This window comes from Oceaniferula marina, assembly GCF_013391475.1.
Lineage (GTDB): Bacteria > Verrucomicrobiota > Verrucomicrobiia > Verrucomicrobiales > Akkermansiaceae > Oceaniferula > Oceaniferula marina.
In genome coordinates, this window is record NZ_JACBAZ010000003.1 from 77,965 (window position 1) to 104,288 (window position 26,324).

A 26,324-nucleotide genomic window follows, 5' to 3' on the forward strand; every position below is an offset into this window, starting at 1 on the left:
CAGTGTTTTGCTTCCAGCTTCCTTCAGCCAACACCTCGCGATGTTAACCTTGCCTTCCGCTAGCGGTTCTCTCTGCCGAGCCCGCAGGGGACTTTAACCCCCAAGTCAGTGCGCCCTACCGGGCACACCCAAAAATTAATGCACCCGGATATCTTTCCGGGTGCATTGTTGTACAAAACGTCCTTGGTTTGAATAAGCTTAACTATTCAGGGAGACCTTCAATATAGTCTGAAATACTGTCGTAGTTGATGAGGCGAGTTGCTGCTCGTTGTCCAGGCTCCTTCAGGGACTTGTTCACGATCACACCTTTTTTCATCAGAGCATACAAAGTAGTTCTTCCTATACCAAAAATCTCACGCACCTCTGCTGGACGAATCCATTCTCGGCGCATGGAAAAACCATTGTTTTTCATTTGATATTTTAGTATTCTGATTATCCCCTGCCAGTAAATGACAAGAGTTATTGAGAGCACCATAGATAGGCTCTCACTATATTGTTTCCCTTTTCGGGACGGCCAATACTTACCGTTTACAAATGACTACCGAGCATTCTTTTGCTATACTCATCATTCTCAATGCTGAGCGATCAACAGCGCCATTCACACCGTCAATTTAACAGCAGACTATCATAACAGCTACATGACGCAAGTAAAAAATCATCATGCACACTATAAACATTACATATTGTTACTACTCATGGTGACGACACGCAAGCCCCGGAAGCACCTATCACCACTAATCACTCAACTCAAAAATGGCCTGCACACAAACTATGATATAGCCCCAAAGGACCGCCTATCCGGATACAAAATGAACAGTAAAATCAGAACAAACAGAATCCAATTTATTACCAGTATGTTAGCAGTCAACCAATCTCCAGACAACCAGACACGAAAAAACCCTTATAAAATAAGGGTTTAAAACAATGGAGGCGGGAGCGGGAATCGAACCCGCGATTCGTTATCGGGGATATTATAGACAATATAGAACGTTTTTATAGGGTTTGAGGACACAATAAACACTATGAAACTTGACAGACTGCTTCCCTATAGCTTCCCTATTACTACCATGGCAAGCATCTACAAACCTAGTGATAAAAAGCATTACTATACCTCCTTCCATGTCCCAACGGTGCACGGAACTATGAAAAAGTTAACCAGATCGACAGGGGAAACGAATAGGCGAATTGCCCAAAATGCCGCAAATGCCATGGAAAAAGTGGCTCTGGCAGAGGCGGGGGCAGGAGAAGACAAAGGAAGCAGAATCGCCGCCATCGTGGCACAAGTGGCAGAAGAGGCGCGCAAAGGAATCCTCAACGCAGTAAGTGCCAGAAAAGCGGTCTCTGAAATCCTCAAAATATCAACGGGGGAAGATATGCCCGAATATACGATTCGAACATGGACTGCGGAATGGCTGAAAAGAAAGGAGGGCAAAACAGAATCTACCATGCGAGCTTACAGAACTCATACAGCTCATTTCCTCAAGTGGCTCGAAGATAGAGCCGATAACACACTAGAGAGCCTCACCGTAGCTGACATGAGAAAATACCGACAATGGCTACTCAACGGAGCCGGAGGGAAGAACAAAGCCAGTAACACTACCACAAAGCAAAAAATGAAGGTGGTTTCATCCATCTACATTAAGGCCATGGCCGAGGGGCTCACCAACTTTAATCCGACAGCCGCCCTGGAGCCACTTGAAGAAACCGAAAAACTAGAACGCAAGCCGTTCAGCCCAAAAGAAGTCGATTTACTTACCCACGCAGCACCATCTGAAGAATGGAAAGGTATCATCATTATGGGAGCATTCACGGGCTTACGCCTGACCGATTGTGCACTACTCACCTGGCAAGATATTAAACTCAACAAAGGCGTGATCGTCACAACACCCAGAAAAACCAAACGCAAAAAAACGATTGTAACTATTCCCATTCACCCCACCCTTTTGGAGTTCCTACAAAACCAGCCTACGCCGATCGATTCAACAACCCACGTATTCCCGACTCTGGCAAAGTCCACAGGAGCCGGTCGAAATGGCTTGAGTGTTCAATTCACCAACATCATGAAAAAAGCAGGGGTTAGTCGCGGCAAATCGATAAACACTGGAGGGCGTACTATGTATGAACGAAGCTTCCACAGCCTCAGGCATACACTGACAAGTTGGCTTGCCGATTCGAACGTTTCCCCAGAAATCAGAATGCAGATTCTCGGGCACAAGTCCGAAGATGTTCACGCTATCTACACGCATCTAGACGACGTCACGCTCAAAACGGCCATGAATAGCATCCCCGAACTTAAAGCAAATTAAATCAATGGGATTAGATCACACCTGTCCTGAGGAAACTCCCTCTCAAGCATGGAAAGCACTGCGTGCAATGCCTCGTCTAACTGCTATTTCTACACTCCGTTACGAACATTACTGGCCTGCTTTTCTTCCGCACATTGTTCCAAATGATAAAAAGCGCGAGAACTTTGCCGAATCTTTTTTTTCAGAAGAATCTTCAAAAAAAAGGAATAATCATATCTTCGGGGCCATCAATGTCAGAAGAAAAAAAGCTCTTCACGTTAAATTGATGGCAGAACTTGCAGCTCAAGGGCCAGTATACCATGAGTTATATGATGATATAGGTAAGGTGATTACATGTGCTATATCTGAGGGAGATCACATTCTATTTGGAGATCTACAAAAAATACTTAAAGACGGAGCTATGGAGGACTATAAATCCTCAGCATCAGACAGATGGAGACTATTCAGCATATATGTTCTCGATCATGGGAAGTTGCCGACTAAAAAAGAAACCAAAACTATCTGGAAAAAATATGGTTCCCCGCAGAGGTCACCCTCGACTGGAAAGAAAGAACTAATTGTCAGTGACAAACAATCCAACAAATGGCGATCTGAGCTTGGTCTACAAGGACTCCCCATCTAACGTAGATTTTTGAGGGAGTCCCAAATAAACAATAATGTGTCATATAATCGATGTCGAACGAAACAACTGGCCGACATCAAACCATGAATACAGCAAAAAAGAATCAATCTACCACTCACAAGCCGGAGTGGCTTCGTCTTGCCCAAGCAACCGCAATATTTGGCGTAGGCCGCTCCAAGCTTTATGAGCTTATTAAGGACGGGAAAGTTAAGTCAACGTCTCTCCGGACACGTGGACAAGTAAAAGGAACCCGTCTAATCTCATACGACTCACTCTCGGATTATATCGAAAAATCAGCATCCCAATAACGACTACGCGCCACCAACCATGGGCCGGTGACGCGCGTATGATCGTTTGGAAGACGATTCATATTACCTCATTTATCCCATTCAGCAAGCGCGTATTCGGCAACGAATACAAAAATGAACATACATATCGAAGCTCTCAAAGAGCACTTACCAACCTATCTAGAAAGACGGCTGCCAGATCGGATCAAAAACAGACACAGCCGAGGAATTCAATTTCAATGCCCGTTTCACGGTGAGGATAAACACCCATCGTGTTGCGCAAACAACGCAAAAGGCACATGGCTCTGGCATTGTTTTACCTGCCATAAAAACGGCTCTATTTTTGACCTTCACGGACACCTTGAAGGGATTGCCCCCATGAGTCAAAAATCCATTCAAGGAGTCGCTAATCAAGTGGGCTACGATCTCCCCGATCTAGCACCTCTTACGACACCTGAGAAACTTGAAGTGATTGCCCAAAAGCGCAAATCAGAAGTCATCTTCAGACGAAGGAATCTAGCTACTCAAAAGCAAACATCCATTAATGCTGCCTTGAGGTCATGCCGTGACTCACTTTTCGCCCGGTATCTATCTCCACAATGGCGATATAATCTATGGGACAACTCCCCCATCACACTCCATGACCCGTTAGTATCCCCCTTCGAATTCGTTCGAAACTTATTCGAACCCGATGATATCATATGGATGGGTGCACCTTTCGACTCGGGGAGATCAAAACATAAAAGCCATTTCAAACCCTCCTCTGAATGGCTCAAATTGGAAATATTACCACCAAGAATCGCAGCCGGAGTATTTTCGCCTAATTGTATCTCTCGATCGCTAGAAAACGTAGCGAAACAAAAATTTATCGTAATCGAAAGCGACGAACTAATTGGTCACAAGCCAACCACTGAGCTAGAAAGGTTAAAGAATAAAGAGATGTCCTGCGCACTCATTATCTACATGCGGGATATTTTAGGCTTCAACCTCCGCGCTGTAATAGACACCAGTCACCGATCTCTTCATGGCTGGTTTGATCGGCCTGGAGCTGGTGAAATGGAAGCTCTTACACAGCTTGCTCAAGGTCTTGGCATTGATACAAGTGTCCTCACAAAGGCTGACTCGTTACCATTAAGACTGCCAGGAGCCATTCATGAGAAAACCAACCAACGAGCCACCTTACTTTGGCTTAACCTCAAAAAATAGAAGCTATGCGAGATTCAACAGTAAGCAGACCGTTATCGCCGGTCCAGCAGCTCGCTCAGGAGATTGAAAAATCTGCAGGGACCTTGGATGAATATAGCGAGCCTCCTCTTCGGCCATTCCCCACCGGCAAATTACCCCGAATTATGCGGGACATGGTCAGAGAAACCAGCAAAGCATCCCTCACTCCGGAGTGCCTAGCTGCCATAAACGTAATAGGTGCAGTTTCCGCATCAATTGGTGCAGGGTATCTAATCAATTCCGGAGGAGATCGAACAACTTCAGCGAATTTATTTATTCTAGGAATAGCTCAAAGCGGAACAGGAAAAGGGCAAGCTTTTTCTCGAATTTTCAAACCATTCCGGGATGCTGAACAACAACATAACGATAGGTGGAGAAACCATGGCCACCCAAAAGCAGAGTCTGAAATCAACTTAATCGACGAGCAAATTAAGGAAGTCAAAAAAGAAGTCAAAAAACAAGAAAGCCAAGCCGAATTCAATCTGTTAAGGGACAAATTAACCAAGCTCCAGCGTCGTAGAGACGAGCTATCTCTGGAACTAGAAAAATCACCGTCATTTTCCGTAGCTGATGTCACACGCGAAAAACTGGCATTATCTTTATCAAACCAACCTGGCGAGGCTCTAGCCAGTTTATCACCAGAAGCTCGAGGTGTTCTCTCTGTTCTCGCTGGAAGATATTCCAGTACCGGCTCATCAGACGAGGACATCTACTTGTCCAGTTATAGTCGAGAATCCATCTTAATTGACCGCATTAGCCGACCAGCAACTCACCTTCACAATCCAACGTTAAGTATTCTATGGCTCATACAGCCCGATGCGGCAGCCAGGTTTGGGGAAAAAATCGAAATGGTCGACTCAGGATTACTCCCACGATTCCTACTAGCAAACACGCATGCCGAACTGGAAGATGAGCCTGAGTTCCCCCATAAAATCGACAATTCAATTGCTGACCAGTGGGCGAGCCTGATAACTGGGCTGCTGACCAATGTGCGAGCCAAGGGTGATCAGCCTGATCACATTCCTACTGCTAGAGGCGTCTATAATCTGATGAGGGACTTCACCAACCAGGGACGACACCAAGGCCGAAAGAATGGAGACAAAGCCGACATCGCCCCGTTTGTAGCACGGTGGGGTGAAAACTGCTGGAGATTAGTTCTCGTGATTCATGCCGGAAAATATGGCCCAAAAGCCCACCGCCACCCAGTATCTGAGGAAACAGCATCTAGCGCCATCGTCATCATGCAGTGGTTCATCACTGAGCAAATCACCTTCCTCGGAGAACAGCGCCGACTTCGACGTAAAACGAGGATGAAAAAGCTAGCTGAAATACTACGCGACGCAGGGGGAGACAAAACGTTGCGAACTCTAAAAAAGGATAACGGCTTCGAGCCTGGGGAGGTTAAAAAAATAGCTTCGCAATTTTCACACTGCATTAGAGTTGAAAAAATAAAAACCAAAGGACGTCCATCCGAGGTTGCCATATTACAGCAAAACTCAAACCGACAATAATAAAAGTCCGACGAACAGTAACACCCAAAAACCCCAAAATCATAACTTTTGACCGTTTTGGGGCTTTTGGTGAAACCGATATAATCAAGCAACATCAAGAACTCCCTAATTTCATCCTACTACCCTGCCCAAAATGACGGTGCAAATTTGCACCGCCATAGAAAACAAAAAAAATACAAATGATAAACGCATATGAAAACCACAGCTCTCACGAAAACAAACCGAGGCCGAAAATGTAAACTCACTCGACACATGATCGAGGTTATCGAAAAAAGTCTATTAAACCACAACACCAAACGAACGACCTGCCAAATGGCAGGGATCTCAACAAGCACTCTATATCACTGGCTTTCAGTAGGAGAAACGGCTAAGAGTGGCCTCAAACGAGAATTATGGGTCACTGTAAACAAAGCGCAGAGCATAAGCAAAACGATTTTGGTGAACCAAATAGCCAAAGATTCAAGCTGGCAAAGTAAAGCATGGTTATTAGAGCGCATGTATCCCAATGAATTTGGACGACAGCAAAAAGTAAACCACACAACAGGTGCGGATGGAGAGAGCCTTAACACTATGCCTCCACCGATCATTAATATCATCATGCAAGACACCGACGAAGAATCGCCATGGATCTACGATGTCGACCCAACCTAAAACAGCCAACAGAATTAACTACTGCCACACCCCCCCTCGGCCCAGTCGTCATACACGCTTTTTAAGAGACCCGTATACCTTAGATAGTAAGTGCTCTACTGCGATTTCTCGGAAATCCCCATCAGCCATGAGCTTCCCGAAAATCTCTTCATTACCTTCCATTCGGTCAATAACAAGTCCTTCAAAGGCTTTTTCGAATACGTAGCGAAAATCTTCCTTGGAATTCGAGGATGCCGCCTTTTGTAAATCTTCGTTCTCAACTGCCTCTTCCTGGATTTGATCAAAGAAAAGTTGATCCGCCTGAGTAAACTCTGTGCCGAAGCGTTCATTTAAAATATCGATCAATTCTGAAAGGCGGATTTCTTGGTCCTCTTGTCCAGTGCCGACATCCGAAGGACCTTTCAGAGGATTCCCTTCACCCGCGTTCAGGTCGATCTGACCTTCACTAATTTTCTGCAAACGGTAATATTGCAACTCGACTTCCTCATCGAGGTGGTATGCAGGCCCAGTTTCCCGCTTGGGCAATTTGGTGAGAAGAAAACGTAGGTAAGTGTATAGTTTTTCTAGATCAGAGTCTTGATACGGAATTACCTGCGATAGGAAGGCATACATATTCCGAAAATTGACTAGCAGTGTCTTGACCTGCTCCGCTTCTTCTCTAGGCCGCTCTTTAAAGCGCTCAACAGCTTGGTCCAAGATGCCGTTCATTTGGGAGTGGTCGTGCACAGTCTCCTTACGGCGGGGTTTGAAATAAACGGAACAAAAGTCACTAACCTCCTCTTCATAAATCAAGCCAGTTTCCTCAATCTGATGTTGCAAGCGATAAAGGTGCTGAGCATCGGTCAATTCCTCGGCAGGTGTTTCTTCATAGTAAGGCTTAAATGCATTGAAGATCTCTTCGGGCTTATTACGAAAATCGAGGACAAAAGTATCCTCTTTACCCAAGCAGGTGCGGTTCAACCGTGATAAAGTCTGAACAGCTTGAAGTCCGGACAGTTTCTTATCAACATACATTGTATGAAGAAAAGGCTGGTCGAAGCCTGTCTGGTATTTTTCCGCGACTAGTAACACTTGATACTCTGGAGTATCAAATTTTTCCGGAAGTTCACTTTCTTTAACTCCTCCATTCATGGATACTTCGCTCCAGGTCTTACCTGGAGCGTCAGGATCTTCAACGATACCCGAGAAAGCGACGAGAGACTTCACATCGGTGTATCCCTTATCCGTAATATATTTATCAAAGGCTTGTTTATAGCGAACGGCATGAAGTCTTGAATCTGTAACAACCATTGCCTTGGCTCGCCCTCCAATCTTGTGCTTAACATGTGTCCGGAAGTGCTCAACGATGACCTTCGTCTTTTCCGCAAGATTGTGCGGATGCAAAGTGAGAATACGCGCCAACGCCCGAGCTGCCTTCTTTCGCTCGACGTTCTTATCATTCTCAGTTGCCAAAACGATCCGGTAATAGGCTTCGTAGTTTACGTAGTTCTTCAACACGTCTAAGATAAAACGCTCTTCGATTGCCTGCCTCATCGTATATAAATGAAAGGGCGATTCACCACTGGGTCCAGGCTCATCAAAAACTTTCTTAGTCTTGTATTTCGGGGTTGCGGTAAAGGCGAAGAAACTGAGATTTGACTGCTTGCCTCGTTTCATCATTTCCCTGACGACACCGGCAAGGTGATCAGCATCATCATCTTCATCCAACCCGTGATCAGCGGCATAAGTAGCAGCCTCTTCTTGGATCCGGTCGGCATTCAGAACCCCCTTTAACTCCATCGCACTTTCACCGGATTGAGAACTGTGGGCTTCGTCAACGATGACGGCGAAATTCTTCTCCCTTGTAGAAATCTCAATACCGGGGTGATCCTCCTCGCGCAACTTCTCCAGAGTCTCGGAGACGAACGGAAACTTCTGAAGAGTGGTGATGACAATGGGGGTTCCGCTCGCCAGGGCTTTTACCAGCTGGCGGGTATCTTCCTCGATTTTTTCTACAACTCCCTTCTTATGATCAAATTGGGAGATTGTATTCTGGAGCTGTTGGTCGAGAACGCGGCGGTCAGTTACGACAATGACTGAATCAAATATCCTCTTGTCGTTCACATCATGCAGTGACGATAGGCGGTGCGCCAGCCAGGCGATCGAATTAGATTTACCCGAGCCAGCTGAGTGCTGAATAAGGTAGTTGCGGCCAGGTCCATTATTACGGGCACTGGAGACAAGCTTGCGCACACTGTCCAGTTGGTGATAGCGCGGAAAGATCATGGTTTCCTTGGTGATCTTCTTGATGGCGCCACTGTCGGTGAGGATACGCTTCTCCTTCACCTCCAAATGCATGAAACGACCGAAAATATCAAGCAGACTATCCCGCTGCCATACTTCACACCACAGGTATGCTGTACGGTATCCCCCGTCCCTTGCGACAGGATTTCCTGCATGGCCAGAATTGCCCAGGTTAAAGGGCAGGAAGTAAGTTTTGCTCTCACTCAGGCGAGTCGCCATAAAGACAGAGTCTTGATCAACGGCAAAATGCACGAGGGTACGCTTCTTAAACTTAAAAATCAGTTCACGCGGGTCGCGATCGCGCTTGTATTGCTTCTTGGCATGCTCAACGGTTTGGCCGGAGAGCGGATTCTTCAACTCGGCGGTAATGACAGGCAGGCCGTTAATAAAAAGAACGAGGTCGAGAGAATTGGAATTTTCTTCGCTATAATACAGTTGGCGAGTGACGCTGAGAACGTTGGCATCGTAAAGAGCGAGAGTATCCGGATTCATAGCATTATTAGGGGCAAAAATGGCCACCCGTAGCTTTTTTCCATAGCACTTGAATCCTTGGCGCAGGACTTTGAGAATCCCTTTGGTATCCAGCTCCTTGCAAAGATGATCGAGGACGACTTTTCCCGCCTCCTCGTCGTGAATCCCTCGCAAACTTTTCCAGGCTTTTTCTTGGGTCTTCTGGATGAAATCCAAAACCATGACCGGATCAAGGGCGCGTGCTTTGTCGTAGCGGCCCTTGGCTTCGCCATCACGGTAGTCCACATGAACATAGCCACTACCTTTACAGAGGCTGTCGATAATAGCATCTTCGAGTCGGGCTTCGGTATGTTTTTTCATGTATTCAGTTTGGGATATTTTACAGTTGGTAAATGGCCTAGAACTTTACCAACAAATACTTTCCCTTCTATGGGGCAAAAATAAATACGGTCTGTATCAGCGAGGTAAAGGTGTAAGCTGCATAAATGTTCAGCTCCATTTTCATCGTTGAAAGTGTAGTAATCAGAGCCGAATCTACTTAGTGTCTCAGGTGAAGTCGGACTACATGTGACTTTTAAGTTTTCTCGTTTGAATTGCGGAGACTCTGCAGCAACTCGTTCCAGTTCGAAGAGATTCTTAGTAACTTGAAGTATTAAATCACCACCACCTCCAAGATTCTTGATACTTTTCTCGACATTACGGTGAAAGATAAGGTGCGGAAATAAAGTATCGCGCTTTTCCCAAAGCTCAGCAGGGCAATCAACTATCGAGCATCGTCGATCTGAAATCCAATCTTCATGAATTTCGTAATGGCTATGCTCCGCAATATTAGTGAGCTCGATGCAAGAATCAACACACCCATCAATCTCATCTAGCTTGGTTAGCATGCACTCTAGCTTAGACTCAGTCCAGCGATCATGTGCAAGACTCAATGTTGGCATATCGATAAGATATGCTGCACGCAACGAATCTGAGAGCTTACCTCCCATGCTAACGTCGCATTCGCTAGCCTCTTTGATCACATCTTCACTTTGATTGACAAGGAGTGGTGATTTAGTTGCAAGATGTGTTATAAAGTCGCGAGCTTCTTTGGAGAACTCTAAGTCATACAACCAATCATTAATGGTATAATTTTCTGCTATATCAAGGACGTAGAATGCGACATCGGTTCGCAAGCCTGCCCCTAACCCTTTACCTGGAGCTTCCAATAGTACGCTTGCGAATCCCTCCATTCGCTCTGAAGCATCATACTTATCGGCAGCCAATGGTTTGCACGATAAGTCATTAAAGACGGGATCTATATCAATCATGTTTTGTTTTAGGACGAAGAAGTTCTCGCAGTGCCTTTTCGCTTTCATCAAAGAAACCATCAGGCCAAAAATCGATACGCCCATTTTCATCAATTTTGGGTGAGCTAACCTTTGCCCTGATTGCATATTCCGTATGCTCACGTTCAAAGAAATGCAAGGCCACTTCTTCAGGCTCAACTGCTCCCGAATGAACCGATAGCCTCAGACCATTCAGAAAATGATCACTATGAGTTTCAACAATAATCTGAACTCCCATTTTTGAAGCCTTTGCTAAAAGCTCAGCAATTTTACGCTGACCTCGAGGATGTAAGTGAGCCTCTGGATTTTCTATTAATAACATGCTTCCTTCTGGTGCCGAAAGTGCAGCAACGATAATAGGCAAAATATAGGAAATACCAAATCCGACATTTGTGGCCCGATAGTGATTTGTTTCCCCGGCTCCCCCAGTGAATGCATATTGTAAACTAACCAGATCCAAATCTTCATGAGAATTCGTATACAACCTCGTGCCTGGACTGATCTCTCCCAGCCAAGCTTCAGTTTGATGAATTAAAGAAGGCGAACTGGCTTCTGGATGATACAGACTTGTATTCCTTACCTTCTCGGAGCCGAACACTTCAAGAAAATAAGGGGTATACTCTCCATCGCGCCCTAGCTGTCGATGCATCCGCACATCTTCATTAGAAACAGGAAAAGATACACGTGGACCTAGTCGCTCTGCTCGTAGATAATGAAACTGATCAGTAAAAATCCCATGTCGCCTGTCTAATGATCCTGAGTAATCCTCTTCCGCAATAAATTCACGCGTCTCTTTATTAAGAGTAAACCGATACCCCCCAGGATACATTTCACCGTCATCTGACGTTAAGTTAAATTTAATCGTTTCAGAATCGCCCCCCTCACACAACACATCACTTTCAACACCTAGATCTGCCCAACGCCCCTTACACTCCAGATGAGACATGGGGTGTAGCACATCCGTAACAGATTGATGAAGGATTAGAAGGCTCTGCATCAAGGTCGATTTTCCCATACCGTTCATTCCAGCCAGAACGGTCATGCTGGAGAAAGGAAGTGATAGATCTTCCAAGCATTTAAAATTAGAAATATTGATTTTAGTTATCATTAGCAATTACTCTTTTAAAAACTTCTTTCATCATACCAAAGCGGGTACGAATTTTTGCCGGAGATCCTGTGCCTTGCGAAATCGCTGATAGGAATTCATCATTGTAGTGCAACGATTGAATCTCCCTCATCACCTTTTCTTTTCTATTTTCAAGCACCTTGATTTGATCATCATTCAATTTAGCGAGATTTGTAGAGACTACTTCAAAAAGAGCCTTGTTAATTGGTGACCGTCTATAATTTTTCCCAAAATATTTTCGGAAGGCAAATCTGCCGAAAATATGATGCGCTGCACCCATCGCGCTCATGAATCGTTCCTCTATTACCTTTAAATCTGTATCTGTTGAAATTTCAGGGTCATTTAAACCACCCATGATTTTATTTAAGAACCCATCAAAATCACTGCCCTGGTATTCATTGGGGTCAATAAGATAAAAAGCCGCAAATCGAACTACGCACTCTCGATCAGCCATTCGCTTATCACTAAGCGCATGTTGCGTGGCAGTTTTGAACTCATCGGAGTTTGCAAGCCGGAGGATAAAATTTCTGACGCGTTCACCATTAATAGCATTACGGATTTCCTGGGCTGAGAGGGGCAAGCCTCCTGTATTAATCCTTTTGAAAATATTGAACTTAACTTCTTCTGGCGTACCCGGCTGGATCTGAAAAACTGTCACCTCTGTCTCCTCAATGCGCCGTTGAAGATTACGTGGGATTTGCTCAAATTTTTTACCCTCTAAGTGTTTTAAAAACTCAAGCCCTTCTAGAGTCAAATGACCGTCTATAACAAATCTTCTGAGTGTCGTCAGACGCTGTAAGCCATCCACAACTAGCCATTCATCTTCATCGGTCGCATCAACGTAAAAAGCTGGTAATGGGATACGTATCAAAATTGATTCTATCAAACGGCTTTGAGCCCCATTATTCCAAATCCCCCCTTTCCGTTGAAAATCGGGAGCTAAATTTATTTCTCCTCGGTCAATGCGTCGCATAAGCAAATCAATTGTTGGAGTTGATTTATCTACTCGAATCGCGGTCGGGTCAAAAGGGTCTGTTATTGTATCTTCCCCATCAATAACTTCGCGCTCCACGCCGATATCCACCTCTTCAAATTGTTTTGTTTTTTTTAAATTCATACTTCGATTTCTAAATACTCGCCCAATTAATTGGCAGCCTAGCCTATGGTCTCCACATGAGAATTATCAAGATCCAGCAAAGACATCCCATCTATATCATTATAGTGGTAATGGCGGATAGTGTGATCTTTTTTAAGATATTTATTGTCGTTGTCGAGGAAACGCTCGGGAGATAGATGACAGGATAGGACGTATTTGGTAATGCGGAGACGCTTAGACTTACCAGTGTAATGTTTGATTATACTATAAAGGGAGCGACACCACGCAGAGCCAGCTTTCATCTGGTCGGGCAGGCTTTCAGGGAATGATCCTGATTTGAACTCTATGCAGATGGCTGAAATCTGACTGCGGTGAAGGTGGAAAATGACGAAGTCACAGCGCTTAGCCCATGGTTTTGATTCATCTTCAAGAAAATGAAACATTGGGTCCGAGTTGCCTCGGTTGTTTTTCTTGTCAAGATTGATAACAAGAGCCTCGCCCGGCACGATCAGCCTAACTTTTTGGGGCTTGGTCTTTGTTTGCCCTGGCCAATATACTTTATCTTTGATGACTATTTTTTCACCTTCTACTTCGGTAACCTCATAGCCATCCGTATTGAGATAGTCCCGTAAGGCTGCAAAATAACTCTGGGAAGTGATAGCCATAATTACACAGAAGTAGGAAGTTTGACCTTACGGACATCAATCTTGCCAGTGGTGGCGGCGGTAATGATGGCGGCGCGATACTCGGTGAGTTTCTCGATCGCAGATTGGCAGCACAGTGTAATCCGGTCCATCTTCCCACACTTGAGATCCAGGTAGTCCACAATCTCCGTCTGCTCGTCCATTTCCGGCAGCCATGCGGAGCAGCTTTTGAGAAGGCCTTGCGTAATGCTGAAAACCTTTACGCCGCTAATGTTCTTCCTGATTTGGTGCCTAAATGCGGGTGAGTCGAAAAGATAGGCCAGGTAGCGGGGGTTGTATTCTTCTAATGGCTTTGCTGTGACTGTATGGTAACCAGCGAACGTTGGGGTTTCGCTATTTAGGTAGGAGAAATTCCCGGACCCTTCAACATCTTCAGAAGTGTCTGCAAAGACAAAGTCGCCGTATGAGAGGAGACTCTTGGCACCAGATTCTAGGTAGTCTTCAGATACAAACTTTAGATCGTGTGTTTCAGGAATGACCTCAAATCCATACTTCGAATGGATCTCACCGTAATTTATACATGGTATCCCTGAGTCGAGCAGGTTTGCCTTAGTTATCCCTAGACCGCGACCGAACTCGAACATGAAGCGAAGCTTCGTAAGATTCCAAGCTTCAGGCACGCTATCTAGCCAGGGGATGCCGGAGTCGCGCATGGGGGCGTCGGGGTTGAGGCCTTTGGTGACGGCTTGGGTGATGACCGCGCTGCGTTGCTCCTGGAGCTTCTCAATGAGCTGCTTTTTCTTCGCAATCAGCGCATCAATCTGCCCCGTCTTCCAGTCGAGGAAGTCGGCGATTTGTTTTTGTTCGTTGGGAGGAGGCAGCGTTATCCGCATCTTCCCCAAGTGCTCGGGGCCATAGTGCTGCATCGCCGCTCCAGTCTGGAGGATAGATATTTGGGTTAAGAATTGATCCGAAACCACGATCCAACGAATATACTCGGGAATAATCTCGGATCGTTGAGGCCAGAGACGGATCAGCCCCGTATAGGCGATCGAATCCCTCGCCGAATCGGTTACTTCAGAAACTAGACCAGTTGATGCGCTGCAGCTGATAAGGAGGTCTCCAGGTTGGCACGCATACTTCGCCCATCGATCTTGAACCATTTCTGGATCTAGAAAATTACTCCCCTCGGGATCAACGAATCTTCCCTGAACATTCCTGATTCTTAAGAGCGGAACTCCTTCATCCCTAAAATCCACAGCCATGATTCCAGGGCCTTCCTGAAAACTGACGAAGAAGGAGAAACGAACGACTTCCCAATGATTTGGGATTTCAGGAAGCCACTCGTGGGGAGTGGGCTCGCATGGAGAGTAAGGCATGTAACTCATCACACCACCTCCTTCAACATGTTCATGATCTCCTTCTCCAAGCCTTCGATGTCTTTCTCGATCTCCTCCAAGCAACGGGGTGGTTCGTATTCATAGAAGTGGCGATTGAAGGGAATTTCGTAGCCTATCTTGATTTTGCTGTGGTCGATCCAGGCATCGGGGCGATACGGAAGGACTTCGGCTGTAAGATAGTCCTCGCAATGCTGCCCCACGAGTTCGAGCAGGGCCTCCACTTTGGGCTTTTTCTCATAGCCAACGGGGAGCGGAAGGCTAATGCCGTCTGGGAGGGACACATTTTCGGTATCACGGAGATCAGGATCGGGTTCGGGGCAGCCCTTCGAGTCGTAACAGATTTCGGCTGTGGGGTCTTTCTCTCCTAGGCTGCCAGGGGCGAGGATCGTTTTTTTCAGAGCAGCATCAAGAATGATCTCAGCCTCTTCGAAGGCGTCGATGAGTTGCTTTTCAAAATCCTTGCGGTCTTTGACGAGCTGTCCGTCGGCGAAACTAGGTTTCATGCCGTCAAGGGCTCCGAGGATTGCGTCCTGAGCAGCTCTACCTTCGAGCTCCTCTTTCTTGATTTTTTCTTTGTCCTTACGCTTACGGGAGATGGCGAGGTTGATAAAGGTTTTTGTCTCTTTGAAGCGTTCGATGCGTTCGTCGGTGACAGTGAAATTGAGGCGTAGTGGACGTTCGACCGTGATCTTGAGGTAGCCGAATTCCCGATTTTCGAAAATTTTACTGACGAAGAGGCTTTTCGTCTGGTCACGCTCGGGGTCAATGTTGGTCTGAATGTCGCCCACGGCCATGCGGATCTCGTCCTGGAAATCTCCATAAAGCTTGGTCAGGGTGGCGATATGGTCAGGTGACCCTTCGGTTGTGTCGCCGAGCCGCTTACGTTTATCGCCGAGACTCTTCTTCATCTTCCAGGCAAAGTCGGTGCCGTTGATGAGCTGAACTTTGCCGGATCGCTCGCTTTGCTTGCGGTTAGTCACGATCCAGATGTAGGTGTAGATGCCGGTATTATAGAAGAGCTGGTCGGGGAGACCGATGATGGCCTCAAGCATGTCGTTCTCAATAATCCAACGGCGGATATTGCTCTCGCCACCTCCTGCGTCGCCGGTAAAAAGAGGAGAACCATTAAAAACAACAGCGATCCGCGACCCCTCGCCGCCGTCGTCAGGAGCCGTCTCCATTTTTGAGATCATATGCAACAGGAAAAGGAGAGCCCCATCATTGATGCGAGGCAGGCCGGGACCGAAGCGCCCGGAGAAACCGAACTCTTTGTGCTCCTTCGTGACGTGACTTTTCTCGGGTTTCCACTCCACGCCGAAGGGAGGGTTGGCTAACATATAGTGGAATTTTTCATCGGGGTGGCCATCCCCATCGACGAAGCCTTCCTTGGATTTGCCGGTGCCTAGGGTGTTACCGAAGATGATGTTTTTCACATCCTCGCCCTTGATCATGAGGTCAGAGCCGCAGATGGCGTAGGACTCGGGATTGTATTCCTGCCCGAAGAGTTCGAGATTGGCGCCGGGGTTGAGCCCTACCTCGGGGTCAACAATAAGTTTCTCTGCTTCAGAGAGCATCCCTCCCGTGCCACAAGTGGGATCGTAGATTTTAATGACCTTGCCATCTTTATAGACGAGGTCATCGTGGGTGAAGAGCAGGTTGACCATGAGACCAATGACCTCGCGCGGGGTGAAGTGGTCTCCGGCTTCTTCATTGGCCTGCTCGTTAAAACGGCGGACGAGGTCCTCGAAGACATAGCCCATGGCGATATTCGGAATACCATCAGGTCTTTTTTTTGTCTGAGGATGAAGATCAACGGCTGCGATTTCCTTGATGATTTCAAAGAGCCGGTTGGCCTCATCAAGCTTCTCAATTTCCTCCTCAAATTTAAATTTTTCGATGATGATGCGGGCACGAGAAGAAAATCCAGCGATGAAGTTAACCAGGTTGGCTGCCAGTTTATCAGGATCGCCGAGGAGCTTCTGGAACGTGAACTCACTGATGTTATGAAAGGTCAGATCAAACTTCCGGTTGATCATCTTTTCGATCGTTTCAGCGTTATATTTCCCCTCGGCCATCAGCTTCTGGTGCATAGCGACAACTTCGTCCTTCGAGTCTTCGAGAACGCAGTCGAGGCGACGTAAGACGGTGAGTGGAATCATTACCCGCCTGTATTGCGGTGGCCGGTAAGGGCCGCGGAGAAGATTGGCGATGTTCCATATAACATCACCTTGTTCTTTAAATGCGTCGAGATTACTCATATGTCGTGGCTTATAAAACAGCTTAAATTTAATAGCATTAAAGCATTCTACGTGGTCGAGAAAGATGTTCACGCGTTTGCCTTGCGAGCACATCTATCAACAAACATGAGCACTGCCTAGGATGAAATCAGGCAATAAAAAGAGTTTTTGGACATATAAAAACAGATTGTGCTATAAATAATACACTTTGAGACAGGTTCACACGCGCCTGGGGATCTACTTCCGAGCGCAACCTTGCGCTCAACACCCCGGTTTTGATCCAAATTTTTGTAGGCCCATATATGCACCAGGGTTTATAAATAGGAAAACTATTCACTTATACCGGAGCGCCTCAGGGCGCTCCAAATCTCTCAAGATATACCTAGTCCCGACCTGACAGAATGTCACAAAGGTCACACTCCTACACGCGCGAGGCAATCTACCAGGTGTAAATAATCCGTTTGATGCCGTTGGCGATATGCTATCGCCCAACCTCGATTCGATCAAACCGTTGTAATCAAGGGCCTTGTAGACTTTTTAGCTCGAATAAGGATGCTCTTTAAGCTAGGCTCAACTCGATTAGATCGACTCCCCCCCCTAGCGGCATACGATGCCGGTCATGTTAATTACGTGGGAAACCCTCTACCCCTTGATTTATAACGATTTCCTGCGGTTTTGTACAAGCAATTGTAACGGGAACGACACGCTATCTAATTTCTACCCTTTAATCGGAGCTGCATTTTATGCTCATACAAAGGGTTAACCTCGCTGGCCGAGCCCGAATTCGGGCTCGAAAGGCAAAAACTGAAACCAAATAAAAAAGGAAAATAAATAAAATGTGGATATACACCCGTAACGAATTTGTCTCCGCCGTCCAGCATCGGGACAGACCGGATCATTTAATGATCAGATACCGCAATATCGAACAAGCCAAGGCCTGCTCCTTACCAGCGGATATCAGTATTACCCCAGATGCTGACTACATCGCACGAAAGGTTATCAGCAAAGACGACTTCAAACAGTGGATGCTGAAACAAATCGATCTACTTGACTATGACAACTACAAGAGAGCGACCCACGCTACATCAATGCATCAAGCTCCGCTGATGGACGTTTGGAGCAGCATGTATCAATGGCAGGAATCTGAACAGTGAACCAGCCAAGGTGAAAACGAATCACCAATCAGACACAGCCAATCCAAAACGCTCAATTATTCGAGCCCAAATTTGGGCTCCAAGTCTAATCGCTTTGGTGTGACCTGGCACCAGCGTCAAGAATCAGAGCACCGCCCCATATAATAAGGCGAACTCAAATAGTCGCAGACCAAGTATCGAACCACTCCGAACACAATACGCAGAATAAACAAAAACGGAAACTGCTTCCTTATAGCTTCCCTTGATAGGAATTTTACGCCTAGAAACAACAAAACCCATTGATATACAATGGGTTAAAAAGATGGAGGCGGGAGCGGGAATCGAACCCGCGAATATCGGTTTTGCAAACCGATGCCTTACCACTTGGCCATCCCGCCTCTTTATTATTGTGTTCGCCTTGCAGGAATCCCGGCAGGCGGGACGTAATTAGTAGCTGCCGAGGCCGATGTCAACAGCTCTTTTCAGAGAAATTTTCATGCTCCGGCACCTGACAAGCAGAGAAATACCCACCAGAAAAATGATCGGCGGGACTTGCCAACTTGCAAGTTTGGCCGTATGTGACATGCATCACAGGCAGGGAATGCCTGCATAACTCGCTTTTTATCAACATCCAACACCAAGAACCAGGATCATGGAAGGACTTGCCATTATGACTTCAGGCGGCGACGCCGCTGGAATGAACCCCGCCGTCAAATACTCTGTCGAATACGCACGCTCGCTCGGGTACAAACCTTACCTGATCTACGATGGCTTGCGGGGCATGATCGACGGCAATATCAAAGAGGCTAAACCAGACGCCGTTTCCGGTATCATCCACCGCGGAGGAACCATCCTTCGATCATCGCGCTCGAAACGCTTTTTCGAATACGATTACCGCAAACAGGCCTATGACAATCTGAAAAAACTCGGCATCACCAAGCTGATCGTCATCGGTGGAGACGGCTCGTTCCGCGCCCTGAATGATTTTTATCACGACTTCAAGGTGCCCTTCGCCGGTATCCCGGCCACCATCGATAACGATATCAATGGCACCGACTACTGCCTGGGGGTAGACACCGCACTCAATATGATCCGGGGCAACGTCGATAGCATCCGCGATACCGCCAACTCGTTCAGCCGGGCGTTTGTTGTCGAAGTCATGGGTCGCGATTGCGGCTATCTCGCCATGACCACCGCCGTCACCAGTGGAGCGGAAATTTGCCTGGTTCCCGAACTGGAATACGATCTGGATCGAATTGGCAACCGCCTGCGCCCCGAGCTGGAAAACGGTCGGAACTTTTTAATCGCCATCGTTGCCGAAGGCTGCAACATGGGTGACTATCTCACCCGCTGGATCAACGATACCTTGAACATTGAGGCCCGACTCACCATTCTGGGACATATCCAGCGTGGAGGATCCCCCACCGTACGCGACCGCCTGATGGCATCAAAATTTGCTGTGGCAGCCGTGGATTCACTCCACCGCGGAGAGACCTGCAATATCATGGTTTACCGTTCCGGCGACTTCGGCACGCTGCCAATCAACCGTGTGGCCGACTCTCCAACGCCAGTGGACCCGGATTTGATTCGCCTGTGCAAGCCTCTGAGCCGCTAGCGGCAACACAAAAACCGGCTTACAAAACAGCTTACAATTTACAAACCTCGGACCTGCCAGTGCGCGTCCGGGGTTTTTGTTGTACATGGAGCGACATCGCTCTCTTTTTGACCACGGAAGACAACGAAAACACGGAAAGAGCATGACGCTCGCGTTCAAGACAGCTCATCTGCGGTTGATTGGGGCCAATCAGCCCAAGCGGCGATCGCGACCACATTAGCCTTCGGTCACATTGCGATCAGAAAGCACCCTGCAATGCTTTTTCAACGGGTTACTCTCTCAATACTCCCGCTCCAGTAGGTAGCGGGCGATTTGCTCGAGTCGGGAGCCTTTTTTACCGAAAACTTCGAGCGATTTCAGCGCCTTGCGCGTCAAACGGGCCGCCTCCTTGCGCGATTTATCCAAACCAAGAATCGCGGGGTAGGTTGATTTATCAACCGCTTCGTCCTTGCCAGCCGTCTTTCCAAGCATTTCGGTGGTCTGGGTGACGTCAAGAATGTCGTCGATCACCTGAAAGGCGAGTCCGAGGTTGTAGCCGAATTCCGTCAGTGCCTCGAGTTTACGAGGGGTGGAATTGGCCGTCATGGCTCCGAGGCGCACCGAACAGGTTAGCAAGGCTGCGGTTTTTGCCTCGTGAATACGGATCAGCTGGGCTTTGTTTAATTGTTTCCCCTCGCCTTCAAGATCGAGGACCTGCCCCCCGATCAATTTCCGGCTGCCCCCGGTTTCGGCAAACTCCCGAACGTAATCACCCACCGAATAACGTTTGGTCGCCGGGGTGCGTGCGAGAATAGCGAAAGCCTCAGTCAAGAGGGCGTCACCGGTGAGCACCGCCATGCCCTCACCAAACACCTTGTGACTGGTCGGACGACCACGCCGAAGGTCATCGTCGTCCATGCAGGGCAAATCATCGTGCACCAGCGAGTAGGTGTGCATTACCTCCACCGCACAGGCTGGCGCGAGTGCCTCACTCACATCACCTCCGCAAGCCTCGGCAGCCGCCAGACAGAGCACCGGCCGAAGACGCTTACCTCCGGCAAAAATGCTGTAGCGCATGGCTTTGTGAATGGTTTTAGGTGCTGCATTTTCACGAGGAAGAAAGCTGCGCAGTGCAGCATCAACTTGTTCTTGAGTCGATTTCAACCATGGCTTGAGGTCTGTAGCAGGCATGGGCAGCAGTGTAATCCGGGCCCGTCAGGTGGCAAGCCGGAAGCTTGGGGAAGTCCTGTAAAATACGGAGGCACAACAAAGCCGACGGCCCGGAAGTATCACTCCGGGAGCCGTCGGCTTGTCAAAAGCTTGATTAAATGGCAGCCGTTCGGACAGCAGCCGTTCAAGGGATGGCATCGGCGGCGGATTGAGGCCAATCCGCCCTACCGACTAACAATAAGCTACACCAGTTCGGCAATTTGCACGGCGTTCAGCGCGGCACCTTTGCGGACCTGATCACCCACCACCCAGAGGGCGAGGGCATTGTTGAATACCATGTCCTTGCGAATCCGGCCGATCAGGCAGTCATCCTTTTGGGTGGTATCCAGAGGCACCGGGTACAATTGCTCGTCAGGGTTATCCTTGGCGTTGATACCTGGATAGTCAGCAAACGTGGCGCGAGCCTCGGCTACATCCACCGGCTTTTCAAACTGAGCCGTAACAGAAACCGAATGCGAACGGTGAACCGGCACACGCACGCAGGTGCAGGTGACCTTGAGCTCAGGCAAGGCGAGAATCTTACGGCTCTCATTGAGCATCTTCAGCTCTTCCTTGGTGTATCCATTCTCAGTAAAGGCGTCCACATGCGGAATGACATTGGAAGCAATCTGCACAGGGTAAACATTCATCATGTCGGGAGTGACCTCGCCACCGGCCCCCAGGGCCTTGATTTGGTCATCGAGCTCGATGATCCCCTGGGCACCACTGCCGGAAACAGCCTGGTAGCTTGAGGCGATGATGCTCTTGAGCCCATACAGTTTGTGCAGCGGATAAAGGGCCATCAGGGTGATGATGGTCGTGCAGTTCGGGTTGGCAATGATGCCTTTGGGGCGGTCCTGAACCGCCTCCGGGTTGACTTCAGGCACCACAAGGGGAACATCTTCGTCCATCCGGAAAGCGGATGAGTTATCAATGACAACAGCACCTGCGGCCGCTGCGCTGGGCGCAAACTCAAGAGAAAGGCCGCCACCGGCGCTAAATAGAGCAATATCGACCCCCTCGAAGCTGTCGTGTGTGAGTTCTTTAACTTTAATTAACTTCCCACGGAAAGAAATTTCTTTACCGGCCGAACGGGCGGAGGCGAGAAGAGTTAATTCACTGATCGGGAAGTCTCGGGCTTCCAAACAATCAAGCATTTCCTGGCCTACGGCTCCCGTAGCCCCTACAACTGCTACATGTTTTGGATTGGTCGTGTTCATAGCGGGACGGGGACAATGACTGCTTCATCGGGGCTGTCAACCCTGCCATTTGTCAAAATGATCAAAAAAAGAAGGGCAAAAAAGTTGAAATTTATGCTTTTTTTAATTTTTCAGATCGCCTTAAATGATTAATTGCAGTATGGTATGGCCATGGCTATTACGAAAAAGACTCGTTTCTCTCGCCGTGTGCCCGATCACGTGACCGATGAAATTGTCAATGTCCTTGGAGAGGAAGACCATTTCTTTGCGTTCAACGACCTCTTTGAGGCGGTCTACGCACGCTTGAAGGAGCGCAATGCCGTGAGTGGTGGAGAAGAAATGCTCCGCTTACGTGCTTACGAGAAGCTTCAAAACCTCGTGACACGCGGCATGATTGAGAAGGAAAACAAGGAATACAAAGGGTTACCGAAGCTCTCCGAAGCCCACAGCGACTTCCTCGCCGCCCAAGAAGCCTAGGAAACCCACCGAATCATTTAACAAAACCATTTCATTTCGTGCTGGTTTTACTGGTGCGAATCGTTTTAAAAACCCGCGTCGCAAATAAGTGGCGCGGGTTTTTTCTCCCCACATCCACTCAAACGCATCTTAGCAATGAGTGAACGAGGGGTAAAAACACCAGCATCAACCAGGTCAGAACCAACGACCACCTGATGCCACCCGTCATCCGGCACACAAGCTTCATCCATTTCCCATCATGCTTCAGAACTACCTTCCCGTTATCATGCAGACCTGTGTTGCGCTTGGTTTTTGCGCCATCATGCTTGGCATGAGTGTCCTCCTCGGACAAAAAGGACAGAAGAACGCAACCAAAGACTCGGCCTACGAGTGTGGTATGCTTCCTGTAGGGGATGGAGCGCCGAGGATGAGTATCAAATTTTATGTATTGGCCATGCTCTTTGTCATTTTTGACATCGAGGTGGTTTTTCTTTACCCATGGGCAGTGCAATTCCGCGAGCTGACAGCTGAGAGTGCGATGGCATTCTGGAGCATCTGCGGATTTGTCGGCATTCTGGGTGTGGCTTATATTTACGCATTAAAAAAAGGAGCCTTGAGCTGGGGCGACTAATACGGTAAGTCAGAATAACAATTTGCCGGTTCACGCCGGTATCGCCACGAATTGGCGAACCCCTATCGATTGGTATGTGCGTACGCTCAGTCTTTAGTAACGATAAGAAGAACGCACACACCAAAAGAACATATGAACATCTATGTAGGAAACCTGTCCTGGGGACTCTCCCAGCATGACCTCCAGCAGCTTTTTGCTGAATACGGCCCCGTGGTCAATGCCAACCTGATCGAAGACCGGGAGACCGGCCGTTCCAAGGGCTTCGGCTTTGTTGAAATGGAAAACACTGAAGACGGCGAACGCGCCATCGAGGCCCTCAATGGCCACGAAGTAGACGGTCGTGCACTGACCGTCAACGTGGCCCGTCCACGTGAAGAGCGTCCACCACGCCGTAATTTCGACCGTCAGGACAACCGCCGCGGCAATGACCGCCGTGGAAACGACCGTCGCAACAACTGGTAATCACTGATCAGCCAGGGTTCCTTACGGATCCGAATGATTTCAGAAACCTCCCGTGTCCGGTCATCTTTGGCCTATACGCGGGAGGTTTCTTTTTTTGAACCGAGGCCACCTGGCCTATCATCCTTGACACTTGAAAGTTCCAACTTGAGACTTCCGGCATGCAACCCACCCAGTTCATGGATGCTGTACAGGCAGTGATCACCCGCGACGCACGTTACGATGTCGGAGCCTATTACTTTCTCAAAGACGCACTGGATTTTACGGTCAAGCGGGCGATGGACGAAAGCGCCAGCGGCGAGCACCGCCACGTTTCGGCCAGCGAACTCATTCACGGGTTTCGTGATTTGGCGGTGCAGCAATTTGGTCCGATGGCCAGCACCATGATGAGTGAGTGGAGGATCAAGACCTGCAGCGACATCGGAGTCATGGTATTTCAACTGATCGATGAAGGAGCGTTCGGCAAACAAGACTCCGACACCGAGGAGGATTTTTCCAACATTTTCAATTTGATCGAAACGCTCGACGCCCCGTATCTACCGCGTGGCCAAAAATCGGCACATGCGGAATAAGATTTGAGAGATCCGATATCCCAGGCGTCAGAATACCTCGATTTAAGATAACACAACGACGGCTGATTGAGGCCAATCAGCCCTACCGCTCTCATATTCCCGTCTACTCACTTATCCTATGGCTGGTATATCACAGCAAAGGAATATGCCAACCGACCCATACTCGACCCATGATGAAACCACTACTTTATCTCAGCGCCCTCCTTGTCTCTCCTCTGATCACGCCAACAGTCTCTGCCCAGGCCGCGCCAACAACCGCGGACAAAGCAAAGTCCGGGCATTCCGCCATCATTCCGGCTGACCGGCTAAGCTCCGTCTGGTGGAGAAAACGCCACGAACAAAAAGTGGCCTCCGCCCAGAATGCAGAGTGCGAACTCCTCTTCATTGGTGACTCCATCACCCATGGATGGGAAGGTCAGGGAAAAAAGATTTGGGCACAGTATTATGCCCCGCGCAAGGCCTTCAACATTGGCTTCTCCGGAGACCGGACGCAGCATGTTCTTTGGCGCTTTGATCACGGTGAATTGGCAGCCTTCCAGCCCAAAGTGGCCGTCATCATGATCGGAACCAACAACACCGGCCACTCGATGCAAAAGGCAGAAGAAACTGCCGAAGGCATCAAGGCTATCATCAGCAAACTCCACGCCCACAGCCCGAAGACCAAGGTGCTCCTGCTCGGCGTCTTTCCCCGCGGAGCCAAGGCAAACGACCCAAAACGCGTTCTCAACGACCAGATCAACGCCATTATCAAAGGCTACGACAATGGCAAAACCGTTCACTACCTCGATATCTCAGGAGCGTTTCTCGATGACGACGGCACGCTTCCAAAATCGGTCATGCCAGACCTGCTCCATCCCAAAGCCCACGGCTACCAACTCTGGGCCGATGCCATGGAGCCGAAGCTCAAAAAGCTGCTTGGCGAATAAGCCCGGTCACCTTATTGCCCTTTTGCCATATGCTCTCTTTTCTAACCACCTCGCACCGCAGCCTACTTGCCCTCCTCTTGGTTTCGCTGTCTATGCCACCCATCCTCCTAGCAAAAGAACGCCAGGTGATCTCGCTATGGCCCGACACGGTACCGGGACAAAAAGAGAGTAAATCAGCCCCGGTTGTTTCAAAAAACAACCATGGCAATGTCACCCGTATTGCCAAGGTGACCACCCCAACACTCACCGTCTTCCCTGCAAAACCAGATATGCACAATGGGGCCGCGGTGATTATTTGCCCCGGTGGTGGTTACAATATTCTAGCCATCGATAAGGAAGGATACGAAGTGGCAGAGTGGTTGAGCCAACTCGGTTACACCGCCTTTGTCCTACATTATCGGGTTCCCAAGAATCAAGTCGGCGCACTGCAGGATGCCCAACGTGCCATCCGAACCGTCAGGTCATCCGCAGCTCGGTGGCAGATCAAAACCGACCAGATCGGCATCCTCGGGTTTTCAGCCGGCGGTAGCCTGAGTGCCCGCGCCAGCACCCGTTTTACCGAAGAGCTCTATCCGACAAGCGATGCCATTGATCAACTCTCCGCCCGCCCGGATTTTGCGGTTCTCATCTACCCGGCCTATCTTGACCAAGGCAAAAACCGCACCCTCACGCCAGAGTTAAAGATCACGGCAAACACCCCTCCCTTGTTTCTTTTTGTCGCCGGAGACGACCCCTTTACCAACAGTAGCTTGGTGATGGGAGCGGCATTAACCCGGGCTAAAATCCCCTACGAGCTACATGTCCACCCCAAAGGAGGTCATGGCTTTGGTATGCGGCCAGGCAACCTCGCCGCCACCACATGGCCGGACTTATGTGCCCAATGGCTGAAGCGCACCATTTTCACAGATAAAAAATAACCCCACACCCAGTGACTACGGGTGCGGGGTTATATAAAACAG

24 protein-coding genes and 1 tRNA gene are annotated in these 26,324 nt (G+C 48.4%); 14 read left to right on the forward strand and 11 right to left on the reverse strand.

The window, feature by feature from the left end; all coding sequences use genetic code 11:
- Positions 1 to 202: 202 nt before the first annotated feature.
- Positions 203 to 412 carry a helix-turn-helix domain-containing protein gene (locus tag HW115_RS08500; protein WP_178932196.1) on the reverse strand — a complete coding sequence of 70 codons (210 nt, stop codon included), beginning with the start codon at positions 410 to 412 and terminating at the stop codon, positions 203 to 205.
- Between the two features lie 796 nt (positions 413 to 1,208).
- On the opposite strand from HW115_RS08500, the gene HW115_RS08505 reads away from it, so the two are divergent.
- From HW115_RS08505 to HW115_RS08530, 6 genes are all read left to right on the forward strand, one after another.
- The gene (locus HW115_RS08505) at positions 1,209 to 2,306 is read left to right on the forward strand and encodes a tyrosine-type recombinase/integrase (RefSeq protein ID WP_178932197.1); all 1,098 of its coding nucleotides are present in this window, start codon (positions 1,209 to 1,211) and stop codon (positions 2,304 to 2,306) included.
- A gap of 4 nt (positions 2,307 to 2,310) precedes the next feature.
- Positions 2,311 to 2,928 (forward strand): hypothetical protein, encoded by a 618-nt coding sequence (locus HW115_RS08510; protein WP_178932198.1) that lies wholly within the window; start codon positions 2,311 to 2,313, stop codon positions 2,926 to 2,928.
- 83 nt (positions 2,929 to 3,011) lie between these two features.
- Positions 3,012 to 3,236 carry a helix-turn-helix domain-containing protein gene (locus HW115_RS20340; RefSeq protein WP_178932199.1) on the forward strand — a complete coding sequence of 75 codons (225 nt, stop codon included), beginning with the start codon at positions 3,012 to 3,014 and terminating at the stop codon, positions 3,234 to 3,236.
- A 114-nt stretch (positions 3,237 to 3,350) separates the two neighbouring features.
- Positions 3,351 to 4,421 carry a CHC2 zinc finger domain-containing protein gene (locus tag HW115_RS08520; protein WP_178932200.1) on the forward strand — a complete coding sequence of 357 codons (1,071 nt, stop codon included), beginning with the start codon at positions 3,351 to 3,353 and terminating at the stop codon, positions 4,419 to 4,421.
- 5 nt (positions 4,422 to 4,426) lie between these two features.
- A complete protein-coding gene (locus HW115_RS08525; RefSeq protein ID WP_178932201.1) occupies positions 4,427 to 5,950 on the forward strand; it encodes a DUF3987 domain-containing protein in 1,524 nt (507 codons plus the stop codon).
- Between the two features lie 252 nt (positions 5,951 to 6,202).
- Positions 6,203 to 6,601 (forward strand): hypothetical protein, encoded by a 399-nt coding sequence (locus HW115_RS08530; protein ID WP_178932202.1) that lies wholly within the window; start codon positions 6,203 to 6,205, stop codon positions 6,599 to 6,601.
- Positions 6,602 to 6,649: 48 nt separating this feature from the next.
- Here the strand turns inward: HW115_RS08530 and HW115_RS08535 are convergent, their stop codons facing one another.
- From HW115_RS08535 to HW115_RS08565, 7 genes are read right to left on the reverse strand one after another with little or no spacing between them, the layout of a single operon-like run.
- Entirely contained in the window at positions 6,650 to 9,715 is a 3,066-nt protein-coding gene (locus HW115_RS08535; RefSeq protein ID WP_178932203.1) for a type I restriction endonuclease subunit R, read from the reverse strand.
- Positions 9,712 to 10,665: a hypothetical protein gene (locus HW115_RS08540; protein WP_178932204.1), complete on the reverse strand. Its 954-nt coding sequence runs from the start codon at positions 10,663 to 10,665 to the stop codon at positions 9,712 to 9,714. The genes HW115_RS08535 and HW115_RS08540 overlap by 4 nt, the downstream gene beginning before the upstream one ends.
- Positions 10,658 to 11,791, reverse strand: coding sequence for an AAA family ATPase (locus HW115_RS08545; protein ID WP_178932205.1), 1,134 nt, complete (start codon positions 11,789 to 11,791; stop codon positions 10,658 to 10,660). Before HW115_RS08545 ends, HW115_RS08540 begins: the two co-directional genes overlap by 8 nt.
- Positions 11,781 to 12,926 (reverse strand): DUF262 domain-containing protein, encoded by a 1,146-nt coding sequence (locus HW115_RS08550; RefSeq protein ID WP_178932206.1) that lies wholly within the window; start codon positions 12,924 to 12,926, stop codon positions 11,781 to 11,783. The genes HW115_RS08545 and HW115_RS08550 overlap by 11 nt, the downstream gene beginning before the upstream one ends.
- A 38-nt stretch (positions 12,927 to 12,964) precedes the next feature.
- A complete protein-coding gene (locus tag HW115_RS08555; protein WP_178932207.1) occupies positions 12,965 to 13,570 on the reverse strand; it encodes a hypothetical protein in 606 nt (201 codons plus the stop codon).
- A 2-nt stretch (positions 13,571 to 13,572) separates the two neighbouring features.
- Positions 13,573 to 14,928 (reverse strand): restriction endonuclease subunit S, encoded by a 1,356-nt coding sequence (locus HW115_RS08560; protein ID WP_178932208.1) that lies wholly within the window; start codon positions 14,926 to 14,928, stop codon positions 13,573 to 13,575.
- A gap of 8 nt (positions 14,929 to 14,936) precedes the next feature.
- Positions 14,937 to 17,207 carry a type I restriction-modification system subunit M gene (locus HW115_RS08565; protein WP_178932209.1) on the reverse strand — a complete coding sequence of 757 codons (2,271 nt, stop codon included), beginning with the start codon at positions 17,205 to 17,207 and terminating at the stop codon, positions 14,937 to 14,939.
- Positions 17,208 to 18,022: 815 nt separating this feature from the next.
- Between HW115_RS08565 and HW115_RS08570 the strand changes: the two genes are divergently transcribed.
- Positions 18,023 to 18,340, forward strand: a complete 318-nt coding sequence (locus tag HW115_RS08570; protein WP_178932210.1) for a hypothetical protein — start codon at positions 18,023 to 18,025, stop codon at positions 18,338 to 18,340.
- Positions 18,341 to 18,642: 302 nt separating this feature from the next.
- Here HW115_RS08570 and HW115_RS08575 read toward each other — a convergent pair.
- Positions 18,643 to 18,717 (reverse strand) — tRNA-Cys (locus HW115_RS08575).
- 254 nt (positions 18,718 to 18,971) lie between these two features.
- Here HW115_RS08575 and HW115_RS08580 point away from each other — a divergent pair.
- A complete protein-coding gene (locus HW115_RS08580) occupies positions 18,972 to 19,934 on the forward strand; it encodes a 6-phosphofructokinase (RefSeq protein WP_178932211.1) in 963 nt (320 codons plus the stop codon).
- Between the two features lie 279 nt (positions 19,935 to 20,213).
- On the opposite strand, the gene HW115_RS08585 is transcribed toward HW115_RS08580, so the two are convergent.
- Both HW115_RS08585 and HW115_RS08590 read right to left on the reverse strand, forming a co-directional pair.
- Positions 20,214 to 21,104, reverse strand: a complete 891-nt coding sequence (locus HW115_RS08585) for a polyprenyl synthetase family protein (RefSeq protein WP_178932212.1) — start codon at positions 21,102 to 21,104, stop codon at positions 20,214 to 20,216.
- A 221-nt stretch (positions 21,105 to 21,325) separates the two neighbouring features.
- Positions 21,326 to 22,342, reverse strand: a complete 1,017-nt coding sequence (locus HW115_RS08590) for an aspartate-semialdehyde dehydrogenase (protein ID WP_178932213.1) — start codon at positions 22,340 to 22,342, stop codon at positions 21,326 to 21,328.
- A 150-nt stretch (positions 22,343 to 22,492) separates the two neighbouring features.
- On the opposite strand from HW115_RS08590, the gene HW115_RS08595 reads away from it, so the two are divergent.
- The 6 genes from HW115_RS08595 to HW115_RS08620 all read left to right on the forward strand — a co-directional run bounded on the left by HW115_RS08595 (position 22,493) and on the right by HW115_RS08620 (position 26,282).
- Entirely contained in the window at positions 22,493 to 22,798 is a 306-nt protein-coding gene (locus HW115_RS08595) for a hypothetical protein (RefSeq protein ID WP_227021382.1), read from the forward strand.
- Between the two features lie 238 nt (positions 22,799 to 23,036).
- Complete coding sequence (locus HW115_RS08600) at positions 23,037 to 23,408, forward strand: NADH-quinone oxidoreductase subunit A (RefSeq protein WP_178932214.1); 372 nt, start codon at positions 23,037 to 23,039, stop codon at positions 23,406 to 23,408.
- A gap of 132 nt (positions 23,409 to 23,540) precedes the next feature.
- Positions 23,541 to 23,870: an RNA-binding regulator gene (gene rbp, locus HW115_RS08605; RefSeq protein WP_178932215.1), complete on the forward strand. Its 330-nt coding sequence runs from the start codon at positions 23,541 to 23,543 to the stop codon at positions 23,868 to 23,870.
- Between the two features lie 158 nt (positions 23,871 to 24,028).
- Positions 24,029 to 24,439 (forward strand): Minf_1886 family protein, encoded by a 411-nt coding sequence (locus HW115_RS08610; protein ID WP_178932216.1) that lies wholly within the window; start codon positions 24,029 to 24,031, stop codon positions 24,437 to 24,439.
- A gap of 170 nt (positions 24,440 to 24,609) precedes the next feature.
- Positions 24,610 to 25,365 carry a platelet-activating factor acetylhydrolase IB subunit gene (locus HW115_RS08615; RefSeq protein WP_178932217.1) on the forward strand — a complete coding sequence of 252 codons (756 nt, stop codon included), beginning with the start codon at positions 24,610 to 24,612 and terminating at the stop codon, positions 25,363 to 25,365.
- Between the two features lie 92 nt (positions 25,366 to 25,457).
- Positions 25,458 to 26,282 carry an alpha/beta hydrolase gene (locus tag HW115_RS08620; RefSeq protein ID WP_178932218.1) on the forward strand — a complete coding sequence of 275 codons (825 nt, stop codon included), beginning with the start codon at positions 25,458 to 25,460 and terminating at the stop codon, positions 26,280 to 26,282.
- Positions 26,283 to 26,324: the final 42 nt, after the last annotated feature.

Bases quoted from the DNA above. Each gene is read 5' to 3' on its own strand.
- HW115_RS08500 (WP_178932196.1), bottom strand. From the start codon at position 412: ATGAAAAACAATGGTTTTTCCATGCGCCGAGAATGGATTCGTCCAGCA.
- HW115_RS08505 (WP_178932197.1), top strand. From the start codon at position 1,209: ATGGAAAAAGTGGCTCTGGCAGAGGCGGGGGCAGGAGAAGACAAAGGA.
- HW115_RS08510 (WP_178932198.1), top strand. From the start codon at position 2,311: ATGGGATTAGATCACACCTGTCCTGAGGAAACTCCCTCTCAAGCATGG.
- HW115_RS20340 (WP_178932199.1), top strand. From the start codon at position 3,012: ATGAATACAGCAAAAAAGAATCAATCTACCACTCACAAGCCGGAGTGG.
- HW115_RS08520 (WP_178932200.1), top strand. From the start codon at position 3,351: ATGAACATACATATCGAAGCTCTCAAAGAGCACTTACCAACCTATCTA.
- HW115_RS08525 (WP_178932201.1), top strand. From the start codon at position 4,427: ATGCGAGATTCAACAGTAAGCAGACCGTTATCGCCGGTCCAGCAGCTC.
- HW115_RS08530 (WP_178932202.1), top strand. From the start codon at position 6,203: ATGATCGAGGTTATCGAAAAAAGTCTATTAAACCACAACACCAAACGA.
- HW115_RS08535 (WP_178932203.1), bottom strand. From the start codon at position 9,715: ATGAAAAAACATACCGAAGCCCGACTCGAAGATGCTATTATCGACAGC.
- HW115_RS08540 (WP_178932204.1), bottom strand. From the start codon at position 10,665: ATGATTGATATAGATCCCGTCTTTAATGACTTATCGTGCAAACCATTG.
- HW115_RS08545 (WP_178932205.1), bottom strand. From the start codon at position 11,791: ATGATAACTAAAATCAATATTTCTAATTTTAAATGCTTGGAAGATCTA.
- HW115_RS08550 (WP_178932206.1), bottom strand. From the start codon at position 12,926: ATGAATTTAAAAAAAACAAAACAATTTGAAGAGGTGGATATCGGCGTG.
- HW115_RS08555 (WP_178932207.1), bottom strand. From the start codon at position 13,570: ATGGCTATCACTTCCCAGAGTTATTTTGCAGCCTTACGGGACTATCTC.
- HW115_RS08560 (WP_178932208.1), bottom strand. From the start codon at position 14,928: ATGCCTTACTCTCCATGCGAGCCCACTCCCCACGAGTGGCTTCCTGAA.
- HW115_RS08565 (WP_178932209.1), bottom strand. From the start codon at position 17,207: ATGAGTAATCTCGACGCATTTAAAGAACAAGGTGATGTTATATGGAAC.
- HW115_RS08570 (WP_178932210.1), top strand. From the start codon at position 18,023: ATGTGGATATACACCCGTAACGAATTTGTCTCCGCCGTCCAGCATCGG.
- HW115_RS08580 (WP_178932211.1), top strand. From the start codon at position 18,972: ATGGAAGGACTTGCCATTATGACTTCAGGCGGCGACGCCGCTGGAATG.
- HW115_RS08585 (WP_178932212.1), bottom strand. From the start codon at position 21,104: ATGCCTGCTACAGACCTCAAGCCATGGTTGAAATCGACTCAAGAACAA.
- HW115_RS08590 (WP_178932213.1), bottom strand. From the start codon at position 22,342: ATGAACACGACCAATCCAAAACATGTAGCAGTTGTAGGGGCTACGGGA.
- HW115_RS08595 (WP_227021382.1), top strand. From the start codon at position 22,493: ATGGCTATTACGAAAAAGACTCGTTTCTCTCGCCGTGTGCCCGATCAC.
- HW115_RS08600 (WP_178932214.1), top strand. From the start codon at position 23,037: ATGCTTCAGAACTACCTTCCCGTTATCATGCAGACCTGTGTTGCGCTT.
- rbp (WP_178932215.1), top strand. From the start codon at position 23,541: ATGAACATCTATGTAGGAAACCTGTCCTGGGGACTCTCCCAGCATGAC.
- HW115_RS08610 (WP_178932216.1), top strand. From the start codon at position 24,029: ATGCAACCCACCCAGTTCATGGATGCTGTACAGGCAGTGATCACCCGC.
- HW115_RS08615 (WP_178932217.1), top strand. From the start codon at position 24,610: ATGATGAAACCACTACTTTATCTCAGCGCCCTCCTTGTCTCTCCTCTG.
- HW115_RS08620 (WP_178932218.1), top strand. From the start codon at position 25,458: ATGCCACCCATCCTCCTAGCAAAAGAACGCCAGGTGATCTCGCTATGG.